We start from the raw sequence: 17,348 nt of genomic DNA, 5'->3' as shown, positions 1-17,348 counted from the left end.
CTGCGTAAGTCCTATATTTAAACTTTCAATGTGGCTTTATAATCAAATAAAGCCATATTGATTTAGAAACAAGTTAGATATTTCTGAATTAAAAGTGTGGCGAAAGTATCAGTTTTATAAGTCAAACAGTCTGCAGTCTTTTAAGTAACTGTTGTAACGAAATAGTCATAACTGAGTCGCTGTACATTTGATGTGTATGCCCTTTTATTAATCCCATTGGAGATGATCGAATGCAAAAACCATTGCATGAAAATCTTGAAAACTTTCTGCCTTACTTGAAAAGTGAACTCGCTGCCAAAGGTATTTTAAGTGCGTCACTCAAAACCATCTTTTTGAACTACATTGATCAGATCACAAAAGAGAATAGATTCGTCAGCCATACCAATACGACCGATCGACAAATTGTATATATAGAACGTGGCGATGATGCATTGATGTTGCGCTTTAAATATTTTGTTGAAAATAATGAGTACTTAGAAGTTGAGTTAATCATCACGGATACTCATGTAAAGTTGGTTTATGCTGAATCACCAGAATTACACTTGCTTTATGATGATGAAACACCAATTTGCTTAGATGCTGGCCAGTTAATCAAGTGTACCAATGACTATGGAACATCACTTGCTACTTTAATTAGCGCCCTATTCCAATGTTTACTCAGTGATGATCCACAAAAAAATATCCAAGACGTACTTAATCAAACTAATCTTTTTGACAAAGTTTCAGATGAAAATGCCGAATTAAACAAGGGTTCACATGATTTCGATAACCGACAAAATCAAGCAAATATCTGGGTTTTCTGATTCAGATTCAGAAGTTGTTAAGGATAGTGTTTTATCCTTATCTACTGCTTTGTGGATCATGAATATACTCATGTCTACAAATTTTGTTATTGGTTTAACCAAGAGAGATCAGAAGCTTTTTGATAATGCCAAAGAAACACTGATTACTGAAATGAAGCGGTTAAATTACAATCTTAGCGATTATAAAGTACTCCCTGTTTCAAAAAAGAATGAACCGCTTTTGCTTCAAATTAAACTTGAACAAAAATCAGATCGGATCATAGATTTAGTCAATGCCAATTTAAAGGATTTATCCAAAGACGAGTCCATGGTTATTGAAGTTCTTTATGCAAATTTAATGAATAGTAATAGTGGTGTTTGCATCACTATAAGCGATATTCATGATAAAACAGCGCTTCAAGTCAGTGAGATTCTTACTGACATTTCAAAAGAATTAAAGGTATCTACTTTATCCGATGTTCTTGATATTTATGCACGACCAATTGAACATAATAATGCCAAGGTGAGCTTTACCCTGGTGAACCCATGGGCATTATCAACCGATAGAAAAAAGACTCTTTGCATTGCTGCACCCATATTCAATGAATACAACAGTCCATTTAAATTAATTGCACTTCTTCAAAATATCATTTATCTAATTAATCAGAAGTGTACTAAAGAGACGGACCTTCTATTCGATTCCATTAACCTACCAAAATTTCAAAATAGACTTTTTGGCCAAAGCTTTTTTTATATTAATTAGGACTAACCATGAAAAACCAAACCCGCCCATTTACTGTAGTGTTGTTGGCTCCTATTGCAGAACAACCTATTCATGCTTTAGTTGCGCCATCAGGTGATTCAATTCTGTTATCACAAGATACGAAAGTCTCTACTCTCGCAAATTGTCCAGATATGATCGAATCTGAGTTCGGTACATATGATGAATTTCTTATCGAACATCGCGATCAATTTATGCTGTTTAACCAAGTCGCATCTGATTTAGATCCTGATCTAATTTTTCCTAAAGTGCATTCAGACCTACTTGAAGATAGCTTATGTATTATTCGTTCTATTTTCGCTTTTGAACGTTTCAAATTAGAAGAAGAACAAAAGAATGCTACTCGTAAAGAGCCTAAAGAAATTAATCAAGAATATTTAATGAAACGTGCGATAGACCAGGCAATGACTTTAGAGCAAGATGTTTCTGACCTTTCATCAAATGTAGAGCGCTTACAAAGCCCCATGTCTTAAACTCCATTAAATATATTTAAAATTAACTTTAAACCCTCTCTTAAAACTTATATGCTTATTAGTAATAGTTTAAGGGTGTGGTTTAAAGTATTTTTAGATGGATACAAATTTAGTTTTTTTCGATGACTTTAACGCTACTTCTAACACCTCTTCTGGTGAAAATCACCGTTCTTTAAATAACGTACTATTCTTCTTTCTCAACTATCATAAAGGTACGTTTTTAGCTGATACGATATTTTTTGATACCCACTATCAAACAATTGACAACCGTAATATTGTCGGGGTTTTGCCTGTTCTTTTTAGTATCTGCCAGATTGACCGTTCAGAAGGTCACACCGGGCAAATAGTCGATATTCAACAGGATCTAAATAACGTAGATGAAGATGATTATGAACCTGTAATTGATATAGATGATACGCAAACATTTAACTTGTTCTACCACTTCCTTAAACCATCCAATGATGCACCTGTAAAACCACACCTTAATAAACTAAAAGTATTACCAGACAACTTAATCGATTCGATTAAACACCATGAGCTTTTAAATTACATTCTTGCTCTCATTGAGAATAAGATCTGGACCGATTCTGATGTATTTAAGTATGAGTACAAAAATAGGTTTTTGTTTTGCGTTTTTATCTATTTGTCCAAGACCGTAGATCTAAGTTTTAATAGCTCTCACGCTTCTTTCACGAGCTGGCTTGAACTGCGTAACCTATCTTGGTTTGGTGCTAATGAAGTTGATACCAGTAACTTTGCAACATTAGAGCTTTATATACATGCCCTATCCTACACGCTTAAACTGGCAAACCATATTGTAAAAGCAATCATCAATAATAATGTGACGCCGTTTAAAGTTGCACCGCAAGAAGAATTGTTTTACTTTTTTGCTGAACGTACAGACGCACGTTCTCCTAATGAAGAGACTACACCGCCGTATACGCCAGCGGAAGATGATGAAACTTTTTCCACTGAACTTTCTAGTGCTCCAGTACCAGCACCGTCAAATAAGGAAACACCAAAAGTAACCGATGCTTATTTATTGGTTGGTGCGGATCTTGAGGATTCTGAGTCCACAACATCAGAAAAGAATGTGATTACTCAAGACTTCAACTACCAAGCACGTTTAAATGAATTATATGAGCTGTCAAAATTCATCAAAGATGAAATTATAGATGCTCCAATCATTTCTATTAATCAAGCGTGGAATATAGTGCAAGATAAATGGAAGTTTTATCTCGATACTTTTTCAAGTAGCTACTTCAATATGAATGATTTTGAGAAGACGGCTATTCTTAAACAATTGAAATCACTCAAAGCCAGTATTTTTATGAACTGGTTTGATATTAAGTCGGGTGCTGGCCAGCAAGTATTTATTGATCTAGTGTCATACGACACGTTTAAGATTGAGTTTCTTTCTTCTGAAGCTAAGATGATCCAAACTTACATGAAGAACCGTATTAAAAATCAGATGTATTTTGAAACTACGGCGCCACAACCAAAGTTTTTGAGAAATCTAAACAACTTATTTAATGAACGTGTCGATACGCAAAAAATTAAAGACATAGAAAACACTGAACTTTTGTTGAAGGTGAATGGCATTCTTGACGGTGTTACCAAAGATCTCATTGACAATATCAATCTGCATTTATCAAATGACATTTATCTTGTGAACTACTTTTCTAATGTAGATAAGGAACTGGAACCGCCCAAATATCACTTATTAGATATTTTGCTTCGTACTTCAGTGCTTAACCTTATCTATGTTTGTCCTACAGCATCACTCAATGCAACCAAGGATCTTCTAAATGCAATCACTGATCCTGAAATTGAGGTTTCAGCTTTTGACACATTCGACCGCAAACAATATCAAAATCAAATTGTAAAAGAACTCGCATGTTCATTCCGTCAGCGCATAGATCCATCTGAACTTTTGAAGCTAGATATTACGTAGATATAAAAAATGCCCATCATTCGGGCATTTTCTTTTTAATGGTTAGGCTTACCAAGGTCTAGGCTCTGGTGGGCGTGATGTGTATTCATTATCCATATTGTTTTCAGATTCATTGTCTTGGTCCAATTCTGGATCTGTTTGTTTGTAGCGGTTTTGGTAATCTTGCTGCTCAATTAAATCTTCTAGAGCCATTTCTTTAAAGTGACCAACAAGTAATGAACGTGTTTCTTCTTGGTATTCTGGTTCTTGCGCTAATTGACGTCCAATTTCATTCGGTAGTTTATTGTCGTAGATATATTTTAGGTTGGTTCGTTGTGTTTGTAGTGTAGGTTGTGGGTTAAACTCGTCAGTAAGGGAAACTACTTTAGCTTCACTAAAACTAGTGCCACAATTAAAAACGGCTCTGGTCGCGTCTTGAAGTATATCTTCTTCGTTCTGTATGTTTTCCATTTGGCTTAAACCCTTTATTAAAGTCAGAATCTTAAAATTAAGAGATGTATTAAGATACCCAATTATACTTCAATAAATTTTCAATTTGTACCTTTAACGCTTCTTGCTCTAATCTGTCTAAACCTATTGTTGCGATGTTCTCTAAAAACTTGTCTTTATACTCGTTGTAACTTTCTATATCGTCTTTTTTAATGGTTTTGTCTAGATTTAACGTAAGCATGAGGTTTAATACTTTTAATATTTTTAGGTTCTTCCGTTTTTTGAGAACTTCAATAGGATCTAATTCAAAAGTATTTATTTTATCTAGTTTTTCTTTATAAGTTATTGCCATTAAAGGATTTATGCTTTGGTTGAGTATGTAGGATAACTCTAAAACAGTTATATCTTTCCCCATATCTTTAGATACAGATTTCTTAATTTCCGACAGTAAAATTAAGTGAGATGTAAACTTTGCTTTATCCATAATAGTCTCTTGTATTTAAACTAAATCTTTAAAACAATTAGCAAGTCATGTTTAAACTTTCTGTATATACCAATAACAGTTTTGTGGTACATTATTGCTAATTTAAAAACCATTGTTATTTGTAATAAAATGGTTTTAATGATTCTTTGGTTAAAAGGTATTAAGCCTTTTAGTTAAACGTCTAACTTGTAATTTATAACACTTTGCTTTTAGTCGTCTTAAGTAAGCGATGTATAAGAAGCATTAAGAAAAACGGTGAGTTAGCTATGAGTTTATTTTGTCAATCGACAAATCCGAATTGTGATGGCGACCAAGCCGTTACTCTTCTCTCATCTATCTTTGGACACGACTTCATCAATGCGTTTATCAATGCGTCTGGACCAGCCTCGACAGTACCATCATCAGGTTTACTCACTAATATATTATTAGGCGGTGTAGCTAGTGTGGCAATGTCGTTGGTTTTGGTTTTTGCGATCGGTATTGGTTTAACAGCACTTTTGAAAAGCGCCCAGGACGGTGAAGCTTTCGGGAAAGATTCAAAAGTCACTACGATGTTTTCCCGAATATTATATTCGATTATTTTACTTTTACCTACGGCGTCCGGCTACTGTTTCATTCAAGTAGTCGTGCTAGGTATGGTGCTATGGTCAAATAATGTATCCAATACAATTAATAATAGAACGTTAGGCGAATCCTTAATGGCTTCGGCTAGTTTGTCAGATACGCACGATCATCAGCGTGACATCTTTGGATTTAGGAAAAATGCGCCTGTTATGCTTCGCCAGTTGCATTGTATTAACGTTCTAAACCAAGAGTTTTATACTCTACCGCCAGCATTCGGGCGCTATTTTAGTGATGGTGCTTATGGGGCGAATGCTAATCCTGGTGTTAGCATGACTGCAGTAGAGAAAAAGCAAAACTACATTGATAAAACCGCTAAAACTGCAAGTAACTGGACATCTGTTACTTATAACTTCGCTTACGCTGACAGCCGTTTAGAAGTTGGGGGCAAAAAAGAGCCGATCTGTGGCGGTGCTTCAATGAACGTTGTTAATCCAGCTGCGGTTAATGCTGAGTTAATGGACATTCCTGTTTATAAACTTCGCCAATCAGATCAAAACAAGATCAACGTTGCTTTGGCAAATGTTCAAGCTAAGTTACAACAAGAAAAGAACAATCTATATCGTCAATTCTTTATCGATTTAGAAAAGTGGTATATCGCATATCAAGTAAGCCCTAATGCCACTGAACAGGAAGGAACATTCCCGATTAGTAAAGCTGCTATGGATGCTTTCAATGCGCTAGTTGATAATTATGTGAATAAGAGTCATACCGTAACGAATAATGTTCTGACTTCTGAAAATGGCTATACTGCGGTTCAAACTGTTGTTAATACGCTAAATCAGCGCGGTTGGATGATGACGCCTGAAGCTCGTATTAAAGTAGGTCAATATCGCGCTATTGTTGAGAAGTATATTACTGAACCTTTGTGGACGTTCAGCCCTCCTACACTGAATTCAGCAATCATGAGCAACTCAAAAGGTGAAGCAATTTATAACACCGTTTATGTTGCAATGGATAATGCTGTTGGTAGCATTACATCCAACAATAATTGGGTGGCAAACGGCGATATTGCCGACTCTACCAACTTAATATCAATGTCTACCGATGGTGGTGACTCAAACAAAGTATCCAACATCGATCAAAAGTTTTCGGCATATGGTTCTGCTTGGGCAACAAACATTACTAAATCATTGGTAATGGGTGTATTGGTCGGTGAAAAAGGCGATGCGGAATTATTAAATAATAATTCGTCAAGCTCAAATATCAGCCCTACTACATTGCACCGCAATACGAATGTTATCCGTAATATTCAAGATACTGGTGAAGCAATCTTAGTCTATAAAGCTGTGGCTCAAGGTACTGTTGTCGGCATGAAATTAGTCGTGCTTACTGCTCGTTCTGGTTCTGCTCTTGTTCAATGGGTACCAGGGCTTAAGGGCGTAACTGAAGAAGGCACCAACGCTTTAGAATATGCCGTTGAAAATATCTTTGCTCCTATCCTTGGTCAGCTAGTAACGTATTTGACGATTCTTGGTGTGTGGATGGCGGTTGTTATTCCATATATGCCAATGATCTTCTTTGGTCTAGCTTGTGTAGGTTGGATCATCCATATCCTATACGCTGTGTGTGGTTTGCCTTTATGGGCGCTAATGCACATGATCCCTGAGCGTACTTTTGTCGGTAGCCAAACACAAGGTTATGTCACGGTATTAACGTTGTTCATGCGACCAATATTTATCATTGTTGGTTTCTGGATGGCTGAAATTATTATCGGGCCAGCTCTTGTTACGCTTACTGATATGTTCTTTAGCTACCAAGGTGCAATGAGCATCGCTTATTCATCTAATACGTTTACAGTTATCTTTACTGAGCTGATTACGTTTATCTGGAAGTTCTTCTTATATCTATTCTTGATGACTTCAGCGATCTACCTGATTTACGGGTTGGTATTTAGTGTTGCTGACCAAGTACAACAATGGATTGGTTCTGGATTGAATGGCGGTCAGTGGGGTGAAACAAACTCAAAAGAAGCTATTCAAAAGTTTGGTGGCGCTGCAAGTACGTTGTCTGGTCCATCTCCAGCATCTCGCCGTCCTTTACCGCCTGGTAGACGTCCTGATGGTGGTAAGGGTGGTCCAAATAATCCGAAAGGTGGTGGTGGTGGCAATGGTGGTACAGGTGGTAATACATTAGGCGGTACTGGTAGTACGACTGCATATAGCCCTGTAAACATGCCAGCTAGATCCGCTTCTTTTGGCGCTGCAACTGGTGGTACAGGTGGTATTACTCCAAGTGGTGTCACTGGTGGTACGGGTGGTAGAACTGGTCTTGGTGCTAAACCAACATCACCTACCCCAAGCCAAGGTCAATCTACATTCGGTATGGGTGCTACAAGTGTAAGTGGTACAAATAATACGCCTACTACTGGTGGTGGTCTATATGGTGCAAATGCTTACGGAAAAACAGCTTCTACGTTTAATCGTGGTGTAGCTAAAGCATCAGCATCTAAGACTGGTTCTACTTTCGGTAGTGTGAATGTTGCAAGTGGTACTGGCTATACGTATGGTACTGGTTCGACTCCTAATGCACGTTTTGGTGCTAGTTCTAGTGCAACCAAGAAATCTAATATTTCTGGCCGTAGCACTATGACTAATCGTGTGCGTTCAGGTTTAAGTTCAACTCTGTCTAAGTTTAAAGGTAAACCTTAAAATCTAGACAATAAAAAATGGTGCTTTATAAGCACCATTTTTTTTATCAAAATATTCATAATTAAAAGTTGATTTTCTGAATGTTGTTTTTGTTTGTAGAGTTAAAAATAAATCTACGAACGCCGATATTAACAAGTTGCTGTTGATCTTTCTCTAGCTGACCAACTGCATGACTGTAAGCACGGTTCAAATTGTTATATGAACGGTTTTGCACAAGTAAGTCAAAGTTGTTGATACGCTCTTCTTCTAACTCAATTTGCTTGTTATTAAGCTCGATGTCTTTTGCTTTCATTTGGGCGCAAACATTGTTGTACTTGTTCGCCAGCTCATTGTGCTTGCTTGTAACGTCATCAATGTGTGCGTTCGCTTCAGTAACCAATTCGTTGTACTGATTTGTAATACCTTTGATTCTGTTTTCTAGCATTTCAATGTGAGCTAACAAGGCATTTTCATTCTTCATGTGTACTTTGTTTTGGATTAAAAAGTCTAATCCCATTGAAGCACGGTCAATCGCTTGGTCGAAAGTAGCGCTTAAAACGTGTGCGTGATTTAACATATTTAGATACCTCACTACTTTTATTAAATTAAAATATTAAAACCATGTAACCTTATTCTTAAACCTATCAATAAGATTAACGCTATATGTATATACTATCTTAAAACAAAACCTAAAAACTTTTTTTAAAGTATAAAATAAGTATTTAATCGTATATACTTAATCCGTCCACTTAGCTATTAGGGACATTTAATAAGAAGTTAATTTATTTTAAGAACTTCCTTTAAGCCTGGCGATTCACTTATGAAATTTAAACCCTCATTTCAATTAAAGCCCTTGAGCTGTGGCATTAAAGTCACAATTTTAGTGACTTGTTCGGCTTTTATTTATACCGCTAACGCCGATCCTATTTCTGAAAACGTAACCGCTACAAATGCTAATACGGCAAAAGTTCCTAACAACGCTCAAAAAATGATTTTCCATAAATATTCGATCATGCCGAATGATGGGCGCCGTAGTGCTGGTCGTTTTGGTGAATTTCGTTTGCGAGGGGGCGCTGCTGGTAGTCATAACGGTATTGATATTAGTCGTGCGAATCCTAATGACCTTACACTTAAAGCAATTGGTTCAGGTTCTATTGTCTCTTATGACACACGTTCATCTGGTGCAAGCAACCAATCAACCACTAACCCACTAATTATGCAGATGGATACTGGCGATCGAATCATGTATCGCCATACTGATCCATCGTATCAAAAAAAATATAACGCTTACCCTGGTCAACGTATTCAAGCTGGTCAAAACATCGCACACATGTCAAATAAAGGCTGTGGTTCATGTGCCGTGCATTTGCACATTGAATATGGTGTAAAGGCAAAACGTGGGCTAGATGTTTGGCTGAATAAAAACTTAGATCAAGTTTTTAAAAATCCATCCATTGCACTTCAGCAACGCGTTAAAGGATCTGCGCCATATGTGGGTAGTTCTGAATATAAGTTAACAGATCCTACGCCATATTTACCTCAAGACGTTGTGATTAGTGTCTCGCCACAAGGACAAGCATTAGAAAACAAATACACACCGTACTTGGGTAACACCATTAGGACTCAATGGAATGCCTTATATTCATCATCAACAGGAATCACCCTCCCCGTTTCTTCATCGGTAGATGGCATTGCAGTAAAACAAGGCAAAAAGCTTCCAGCACTTGCATTTAGTGGCGATGTTTCGATGGATGCTTATGGATCTGCACAAGTGCAAGTCGCTCAAATGATTGCTGACGGTACTATCTCACCTGAAGCAGCTGCAAGCGGTACCATTTATGCAAATGATGTTGCTCAATATGCACCGCCTAGAACTATTTTTGGTGGTACGGCTGATGATGTGGGTTTTGATATTGGTGCACTTAATTCTACGCCAGCAGAATTAATTGAAAACATTGGTACTGGACGTTATGGCAACTCTAAATGGTTTAATGAATTAGCAACTATGTCGATGATGGGGCTTTTGATTGAAAAGCTAAACATTATCAATGCACAAAACTATTTGACTAAAGAGATCCATAAACAAAATGAACGCTTAGAGGCTCTTTTGGCAGCTTATACAGCGTCAGAAACTCAACGCTATTCTGGCCGTGTAGATGAACTTTATACGAAAGCTGAACAACCAACTGTTATTCCTGAAGTAGCAGTAGTTGAAATGAAACAGCTTTTTGAGGAAGGTGGAAACGGGCAAGTTTATTCAGATGCACAAATCTTAAAAGGTGGACAAGGTACTCCAGATCGTAAATGTGGTTGGGGTATACCAGGTGCTTTTGGTGCGGTTAAAGATGGTATTAAACGTGTTTCTTTAAAACATGGTTATAACCCTAATGACGTTGCAGCTATTCTTGGTTTTGAATCTGCCGGTTTTAATCTTAAAATTGACAACAACGCTGGTGCATATGGTTTAAGTCAATGGACTAAAATTGGTATAACAGATATTAATGCTTCAGATTTAACAGCGAGAGGAATACCAGCTTCAATTAAATCAAACCCTAAGCAAATCACTACACTGAGTGCTCAACAACAAGTCGAATTATTAGATTTATATCTTGCAGTAAAAGCACGACAACGTAAAAGCGACTATAATAATAAAACAATAGCTGGGTTTTATGCTCTAGTTTTAGGTGGACCATATAAAAGCCCTAGTCGTGAATATAATGCGAACAGAAACCTCGATAGAAACCCTCGAGATGGTGTTGTGACTTTAGCTGAAGCCGTTACATTTGAAGGTATTGTTATGCGTTTATGCCCTTACTATTCTGAATACCCTTAATAGAGCAATTAAAGGAAATATTATGAAAAACAGATTTTTGTCTTTATTGGGTTTTAGCCTTTTAGCATGTGCATCTTTTAATGCTAGTGCTAATACTAGCTCAGACTCTATTCGTGCTGAACTTGAAAAACTGCGCTTAGTAAACGTTAAATGTGCTGCGGTTTCTAACGATCCATTTGATGCAAAACACCTAAATTGCTATACAAATGTTTATAACCGCGCAAGTCAGCTTGGTAGCCTTGCTTCTAAATATATTAATAATGAAGAAGCTCCGCGTGTTCTAGCTGATCACAATCGAAACTTTACTCAGTTACTTGCTAACTGCGATCAGTTATACGCTGGCCAGACTGCAAAGTACAAAACACTAAGCATGCAATGTAAAGCGACCAATAAATTAGGTTGGGCAATGTTTATTCCGGCATTAATGAAGTAATAAAGGATCAGGTTATGAAAAAGTTTTTAAGTTTAGCTTTGTTATGTGCTGCTACCATTATTACGTCATCTGCCAACGCTGGTTATAAGACCAAAGCTGAAGCTATTCAAGCTTATAACAAGGTACAAGCTGAGTATCAAAAATGCGTGTTTAATTATAATGAAGCGCGTGATTCTGAGTACGGTTCACCAGAACTTAAGTGCAATACACCATACAACCAATCATTAACACGTTTCATCAAAGACGTTCGTGCGGAAAGTCAAAAGAATGCTGCAGCTTGGCAAGCAATCAATACACAACATATTAAATTTAGCCAAAACTGTGATAGTCAAACTATGGTGAGCTCATACAATCCATCGTTTTTTATTCGTCAATCTTTTATGTGTGAATCCTCTGCTTTTACATCTTTAGCACAAGTGGCAATCGACCTTTCTTATTAATTTCAAAACATAAAAAGGGCATCTATAAGATGCCCTTTTTTGTCGTTTGGTTTTAGACTTTTTCTATAATTGTTTCGGTATCTGGTGTTTCAACTTCAAACCCAAAGTGAAGATTACCGTATTCAATTGCTTCTTCTACCCAATGCAAGCCCATGTTTTGCTCATTTCCTACTTTGCTTGAATCATAAGCCTCAAGGGGCATCACCCTCTTAATATCATTTTCGATGAAAAAATATGTATAACAGTGAGGGTGCACATATATTCCATCAAAATAAAATGGAATTAAATATCTCCCCTTTAATTCCTTAAACTGCTCAATTGTATGTTTACTTGAAGCAATTCCACCGCCTGAATCTATGACAATGCTTCTAAAAGATCCTGAAGGAATATCAACGATAGCCAGGCCATCGAACGTTTCTACACCATTTAATATCTCTTTAGTTTTGAGATAAACACCTGGTTCAAAATGGCGTTGCTTGAAATTAAAATCTTCCGTGAAACTAAAGATTGACTTTGTTTCCTTTTCAATTAGATGAAACATTTCAAGAAGTGGTGTGATTATATCTGCGACCTGTGAGCCCTTTTTCTTAACAAGCTCCATGATATACGGTTCGTGATGAAACTCTCCGCGAATATAACTAGCATTGTGACATGCCTGAAACACTCTATTTTGCAGAACTTCAACTTGATTAGGCATTTGAAATCTCCGTATTTTTTGAATTTAAGTGTTCCAATAAATCATTAATGCCATCTGTAAATAATATGTTTTTGGCTCGTGTTACGGTCACATACAACAGCCGTTTTTCATCTGCAGAAATCATTAGCTTTTTATCGAGAATTTTATAGTTAAAGCCTTTTGCGATTAGGACATTATCCCACTCTAAACCTTTACTCTTGTGTGATGTGCTAATGACCAAAGTGTTTTTTGGGTCAGTTTCATCATCAGCCATACTATTTTCTAACGCCCACTCAATCACTTGCCATGAGTATTGGTTTGTTAGATCCAGAAAGGTTTTTAATTCTGTAGTTGCCCCCTCCACTTCTCCAAACACTTGTATATGGTCCACAAGCTCTTGGTAGGAAGAAAAGTTTTGAAGCTCTTTACACGTTGGCCGTTTATTTGCTCTCAGTTGAAAAATCCCACTGAAAATATCTTTACTGCGCTTTCCATCAACCTCAAGACGTATTTTCTTTTCGCCATTAAGGTAGCCATGAAACTTAAAAAAGTATTCAAAAGCCGTAGCATTTGTTCTACAAATAATCGCGTTCAATGAAGATGGTGCATAACTTGATGTACTGAAAGTGGTAACTTTTGACGTTTTACTTGGTAAACCTTTTAACTGTCTGGTTTCACCAAAAAGTTTATTGAGAAGTAGATTAGCTATATCTGCAACTGCATTACCAAACCGAAACGACTGTTCTAAGTACAATGCTTCAAGATCTAGGTTCTGTAAAATATCTTTCGCACCCCTAAAGCCATATATGCTTTGGTATGGATCTCCAACAAAAATAACTTTTGCTTTTTGACGTTTGAGTACGTCTAGTATTAATTGGTCACTATCTTGGCTTTCATCTACCATCACGTAATCAAAATCAAGTTGTGGTTTTTGCAGTACCCACCACTTGAGATAGTAATCGTGTGTAATACCATAATCACCGTTTGGATCAACTACATCATTCCAGATCATTTTCGCAATTGAAGTGATTTTATCTTCAAGAACGTCATTGCGCTTAATTGATGTTTGTTCTTTTAAAGCTATGTAAGGATGATCATTGGTAACAGTCTGATCCACTGTCATACAAAAATAACGTAATGTATTAAGGATAATCAGCGCTAATGTTAGATCGGTGAGTTGTCGGTTTTTCCCGTTGTACTGAAATCGAATGTTTTCAAGCTTAAACTTTTGAACAATATCTTTAGGAAGTAACGTAGGTTTGTTAATCTTATTTTTCAGCCAACCAGGTATATTTCTGTAAGCTAGAGAATGGAATGTAGAACATGTGACTGAATTCAGCCCATATTCAGCGAATTTTTGATTAGCTTCATCTGCCATCTTTTTATTAAATGATAGATATAGTCCAAGCTTACCTAGTTGTTGCAAAGCACTACTACAATGGATCAATGTCGTAGTCTTACCAGTACCAGCAAAAGCAATCAATTTAAAACTGGTTTTTAGTCGTGTTGCTTTATCAATTGCTCGTTGCTGTTCACTGGTAGGTTTTTGAGTAATTTTCTTCACAACCATTGCTTAATTTCGTGCTAAAAAAGAACTTGGTTTTTTGTTTTTCATTACAAGCACATCGCTTTCAACAATTTGCATCTGGCTTGCTAAAAAGTTAACTTGTTGCTTCAGTTCGTTTATATCGCTTTTTAGTTCAACTACTTGCACTTGCATCTCAAGGTTTGAATATTTGAGCTTGTTATTCTCAGTTTCTTTCTCTTTTAGTGCTGCCTGTAATCTTTTGATTTCCTGTTGGCTCTCTATGTTAGCCACATTAATATTGCTCTTGCTTTGAATATTTTGTGCTTGAGAAGATGTACTCTCAATTGCAACAGGTGTTGGCTTTGGTTGTACTGTGCCATTATATTTGGTTGTCTCTGAGATCTTATCCCATAGTGAATATGTGCGTAATGGCGCTGGTATATTTTGATTTGGTGTTGAAAAACTGGTGCGTAAAGCATTTGCACTGTCTTTAGATACAATGTCTCCAGAACTATTAATTTCAGTAAAGCCAGCATAAGCAAGTGAAACAACTGTTGAAACTGCTATTGCACCAATTACCTTAAAATAGTTTGATTTCTTCATTAGAATGCCCCTTTCAAGCGCTTATTTTTTGCCGTTTGATTTGATGATTTTCGAGTGATTGTGTTGTTTTCTAAATTGATAGAAACACCTACATTCATGACCTGATTTTTCTGTGGGTTGTATTGAATAAAGACCAGTTCTTTTGCATATTTCTTTGCGTGTGTTAAACGTTCAGCATGAATTTCATCAAGATTAAATCTGATTTGCATTCGCGATATATACAGCTTGAATAACTGATCATTTACTTCAGCTAAATTTAAAACTAAGCCTTTTTCATCTATAGAAGCAGACTCGAAAGTTAAATCATTTAAAAACCAATTTTCGGGTTGTATTAGTAAATAAAACTTTTCAACTTCGCTTGTGATTGCATATGAAAAACAAAACTCATTCACCTGATAGGTGCTTAAGCAAATGGTTTCATTGTTATAGCCACGTTTCATGTTTCGGTCATATGAGCTCAACCACCAAACTAAATAGTGTCGTGCTTCCAACTCTTTAACGGTTATTTGTGCTATTTCTGAGGCCTTTAGCTGTAATGCTTCAAGGTTTTCTATTCGTCTAGCTCTCATAGATATTTCACCTTATTTTTCTTGAAAGCATGAGTTATCAAAAGCCATTGAGTTAGGATCTAACCCCATGTTTTTAAGAGCCAAGGCTTTACCGTCAAGTTCAGGGTTATCAGATGTGCTTAGTTGTTGCGAACTTGTTTCTGAAGATGCATTTTTCTCATTAGTACCTGAACCTAAAAAGTAACCGCCTCCAGCAAAAACAACTACTGCAGCTACAATGCCCATAGCTGGCCAAGACGTTTTAAAACTAGAGAATCTATCTGCTAAAGATAAGCTGTATTTTTCTTCATTAGAACGTATAGGGCTGTCTGTAACATCAGCCTTATATTCATTTAGAGCTTGATGCCAAACTTCCTTTATGTAGCTCTGAAGTTCATATGTACTGAAACGAACCTTGCTTTTGTTTAAGTAATAGCATGGCTCACTTATAAGAATTCCTGTGTTTTCGTCAGACTTTAAGAAAACTTGTCCTCTAAACAAATTATTCTCGACCTGATCAAATCCTTTGATCGTTAATATTAGATCCGTGGCCTTTGCATCTATATTGAAGATGCTCACCTGGCGATTTCTATCCGTATCTCCAGAAAGGTCAGAATCTAAAAACATAGACTCATTGTTTATCTTAGAGAAATAAGGTGAAAAGTTTCCGACAATCGATTGGAAAGCTTTCAATTGAGTTTTGTTCATCTCAATTCCCTCTTATTTGAAAATATAGTCAAGAGTGGCTGTTTCTGAAGTTCCTCTACGAGCTTCAACTTTTCCAGTCTTTTTATTTACAAAGATAGCAACTGGTACACCAGCAGTTAGTGGCTGTGGCTTTTGTCCAGCGCTACGAATTGCTTCTCGCTGTTCACGATCTTCTTTTGGCATTGCAACAATATCTTCGTGATAGAAGAAGATAGATTGAAGAGCGCCTAAGTGTTTATCCAACTCAGCAAGTTCCTGTGGTGTAGGAATCACTTTAATTGAGTTAATTTCTTCATCTGTTCCATTAAAGGTTTTATTAATAGTATCTTCAGATGGTTTACGAAGAATTCCAGCTGCTAATTGTTTTCCGTTTTCACTTTGGTTTAGAACTAAAGCTGGAATCCATTTAATAGTTGCACCGCTTTTAACGTATGAGCGAGAAAGGTTGAATGTTTCGTGACAATATTTACAGCGTGGATCGTAAATGATGTAAACAGTGTTGTTATCATTCGCTTTCCCCTCTTTAAACCCTGAAAGCGTTTTTACAGCTTTAAAGACTGGATGATTGTATGCACTGGCCAAATTCCCAACGGAAGCTGTTGGTTGTCGTGCTGGTGTATTCATTTTTTTTGCAGTTAATTTAAGAGGCTCAGATATATTTTTTTTAGTAGCAGAATCCCAAGCTGTACCATGTAAGATGACTTTTTCATCGGATGTTGTAAAAAACACCGCATTTTTCCCATTAGGTGCCTCAAGAATCCAAGAAGTTAAACCTCCACTAAAGGGTTTAACTTCTTTTACTTTGCCCATTTTTTGCATCTTAGAAGTAAGGTCCTGAGATGGTGCAGCGTAAGTAGAGATTGTAATAATACTAATAGCGCAACTTGCTACTATTTTAGTGAAATTATTTAAAAGCATTTTAGAGTATTACCTTTTAAGCCATGTTTTAGCAGTATAGTTAAAATATGGTTTTAAAAAAATAGTTAAATAAAAAAGACCGGTGTTTTAATACCGGTCAATTATAACTTATAAGTTTAAGACTAAAACCCTTTTTGCTTGTTTTTTTGTATTTCATCCTGTGGTATTTCTACGCTCACCATATCAAAAACATGATCGTCACTATACTTAAAATCATCTTTATCATTGTTTTTAGAGTTATAAGATCCGTTTTTTAATTCCTTGTCCGTAAACTCTACTACTCGAATAATACTGTTCACATCTTCAGCAGCTTTTTGTCTAGCTTCAGTCATGGCAAAACTCAATAATTCGTATTCAAAACCAACAAGGCCAATGTTAAAGTCTGGCTCTTCTAATGGCTTCCCTAATTTCACCTCAATTAGATAATGCGAGATTGGACCTAAACCCTCACTAAACAAAGACGGTCTACCAATATTCTGTATGAATGCGTATGCAGTTCGATTTGAT

17 protein-coding genes and 1 pseudogene are annotated in these 17,348 nt (G+C 36.5%); 8 read left to right on the top strand and 10 right to left on the bottom strand.

Going from position 1 to position 17,348, the window contains the following annotated elements:
- The first annotated feature begins 230 nt into the window (after positions 1–230).
- The 4 genes from Aba26S_RS18185 to Aba26S_RS18170 all read left to right on the top strand — a co-directional run bounded on the left by Aba26S_RS18185 (position 231) and on the right by Aba26S_RS18170 (position 3,990).
- Positions 231–803: a hypothetical protein gene (locus tag Aba26S_RS18185; protein WP_005028673.1), complete on the top strand. Its 573-nt coding sequence runs from the start codon at positions 231–233 to the stop codon at positions 801–803.
- Positions 804–873: 70 nt separating this feature from the next.
- Positions 874–1,545 (top strand): hypothetical protein, encoded by a 672-nt coding sequence (locus Aba26S_RS18180; RefSeq protein WP_010591245.1) that lies wholly within the window; start codon positions 874–876, stop codon positions 1,543–1,545.
- An 8-nt stretch (positions 1,546–1,553) separates the two neighbouring features.
- The gene (locus tag Aba26S_RS18175; RefSeq protein ID WP_005028671.1) at positions 1,554–2,036 is read left to right on the top strand and encodes a hypothetical protein; all 483 of its coding nucleotides are present in this window, start codon (positions 1,554–1,556) and stop codon (positions 2,034–2,036) included.
- 97 nt (positions 2,037–2,133) lie between these two features.
- On the top strand, positions 2,134–3,990 hold the full coding sequence (locus Aba26S_RS18170) for a hypothetical protein (RefSeq protein WP_005028670.1): 1,857 nt from the start codon (positions 2,134–2,136) through the stop codon (positions 3,988–3,990).
- Positions 3,991–4,038: 48 nt separating this feature from the next.
- On the opposite strand, the gene Aba26S_RS18165 is transcribed toward Aba26S_RS18170, so the two are convergent.
- Together Aba26S_RS18165 and Aba26S_RS18160 are read right to left on the bottom strand one after the other, a co-directional pair.
- Positions 4,039–4,440 (bottom strand): hypothetical protein, encoded by a 402-nt coding sequence (locus Aba26S_RS18165; RefSeq protein ID WP_005028669.1) that lies wholly within the window; start codon positions 4,438–4,440, stop codon positions 4,039–4,041.
- A gap of 49 nt (positions 4,441–4,489) precedes the next feature.
- On the bottom strand, positions 4,490–4,903 hold the full coding sequence (locus Aba26S_RS18160) for a hypothetical protein (RefSeq protein WP_005028668.1): 414 nt from the start codon (positions 4,901–4,903) through the stop codon (positions 4,490–4,492).
- Between the two features lie 266 nt (positions 4,904–5,169).
- On the opposite strand from Aba26S_RS18160, the gene Aba26S_RS18155 reads away from it, so the two are divergent.
- Positions 5,170–8,175 carry a DotA/TraY family protein gene (locus Aba26S_RS18155; RefSeq protein ID WP_005028667.1) on the top strand — a complete coding sequence of 1,002 codons (3,006 nt, stop codon included), beginning with the start codon at positions 5,170–5,172 and terminating at the stop codon, positions 8,173–8,175.
- 61 nt (positions 8,176–8,236) lie between these two features.
- On the opposite strand, the gene Aba26S_RS18150 is transcribed toward Aba26S_RS18155, so the two are convergent.
- Entirely contained in the window at positions 8,237–8,731 is a 495-nt protein-coding gene (locus tag Aba26S_RS18150; RefSeq protein WP_005028665.1) for a hypothetical protein, read from the bottom strand.
- A gap of 243 nt (positions 8,732–8,974) precedes the next feature.
- Here Aba26S_RS18150 and Aba26S_RS18145 point away from each other — a divergent pair, with 243 nt between their 5' ends.
- The 3 genes from Aba26S_RS18145 to Aba26S_RS18135 are packed head-to-tail and all read left to right on the top strand — an operon-like array spanning position 8,975 to position 11,860.
- On the top strand, positions 8,975–10,987 hold the full coding sequence (locus Aba26S_RS18145) for a peptidoglycan DD-metalloendopeptidase family protein (RefSeq protein ID WP_043974029.1): 2,013 nt from the start codon (positions 8,975–8,977) through the stop codon (positions 10,985–10,987).
- A 22-nt stretch (positions 10,988–11,009) separates the two neighbouring features.
- On the top strand, positions 11,010–11,420 hold the full coding sequence (locus Aba26S_RS18140) for a hypothetical protein (protein ID WP_005005820.1): 411 nt from the start codon (positions 11,010–11,012) through the stop codon (positions 11,418–11,420).
- A 14-nt stretch (positions 11,421–11,434) separates the two neighbouring features.
- A complete protein-coding gene (locus Aba26S_RS18135; protein ID WP_005028662.1) occupies positions 11,435–11,860 on the top strand; it encodes a hypothetical protein in 426 nt (141 codons plus the stop codon).
- A 52-nt stretch (positions 11,861–11,912) separates the two neighbouring features.
- On the opposite strand, the gene Aba26S_RS18130 is transcribed toward Aba26S_RS18135, so the two are convergent.
- From Aba26S_RS18130 to Aba26S_RS18100, 7 genes and pseudogenes are all read right to left on the bottom strand, one after another.
- Positions 11,913–12,557: a hypothetical protein gene (locus tag Aba26S_RS18130; protein ID WP_005028658.1), complete on the bottom strand. Its 645-nt coding sequence runs from the start codon at positions 12,555–12,557 to the stop codon at positions 11,913–11,915.
- On the bottom strand, positions 12,550–14,106 hold the full coding sequence (locus tag Aba26S_RS18125; protein ID WP_043974026.1) for a UvrD-helicase domain-containing protein: 1,557 nt from the start codon (positions 14,104–14,106) through the stop codon (positions 12,550–12,552). The genes Aba26S_RS18130 and Aba26S_RS18125 overlap by 8 nt, the downstream gene beginning before the upstream one ends.
- A 3-nt stretch (positions 14,107–14,109) precedes the next feature.
- A complete protein-coding gene (locus Aba26S_RS18120; protein ID WP_005028652.1) occupies positions 14,110–14,667 on the bottom strand; it encodes a hypothetical protein in 558 nt (185 codons plus the stop codon).
- The gene (locus Aba26S_RS18115) at positions 14,667–15,236 is read right to left on the bottom strand and encodes a hypothetical protein (protein WP_005028650.1); all 570 of its coding nucleotides are present in this window, start codon (positions 15,234–15,236) and stop codon (positions 14,667–14,669) included. Before Aba26S_RS18115 ends, Aba26S_RS18120 begins: the two co-directional genes overlap by 1 nt.
- A 12-nt stretch (positions 15,237–15,248) precedes the next feature.
- Positions 15,249–15,923, bottom strand: a complete 675-nt coding sequence (locus Aba26S_RS18110) for a hypothetical protein (RefSeq protein ID WP_043974021.1) — start codon at positions 15,921–15,923, stop codon at positions 15,249–15,251.
- Positions 15,924–15,935: 12 nt separating this feature from the next.
- Positions 15,936–16,841 (bottom strand): hypothetical protein, encoded by a 906-nt coding sequence (locus Aba26S_RS18105; protein ID WP_005028646.1) that lies wholly within the window; start codon positions 16,839–16,841, stop codon positions 15,936–15,938.
- A gap of 122 nt (positions 16,842–16,963) precedes the next feature.
- Positions 16,964–17,348 (bottom strand): annotated as a pseudogene (locus Aba26S_RS18100) (hypothetical protein); the annotation flags it as partial.

Origin of the sequence: Acinetobacter sp. NBRC 110496, assembly GCF_000876115.1 — a bacterium.
Classification (GTDB): domain Bacteria; phylum Pseudomonadota; class Gammaproteobacteria; order Pseudomonadales; family Moraxellaceae; genus Acinetobacter.
Note: the sequence above shows the minus strand (reverse complement) of the source record. Positions and strands in the feature narration are given on the sequence as shown.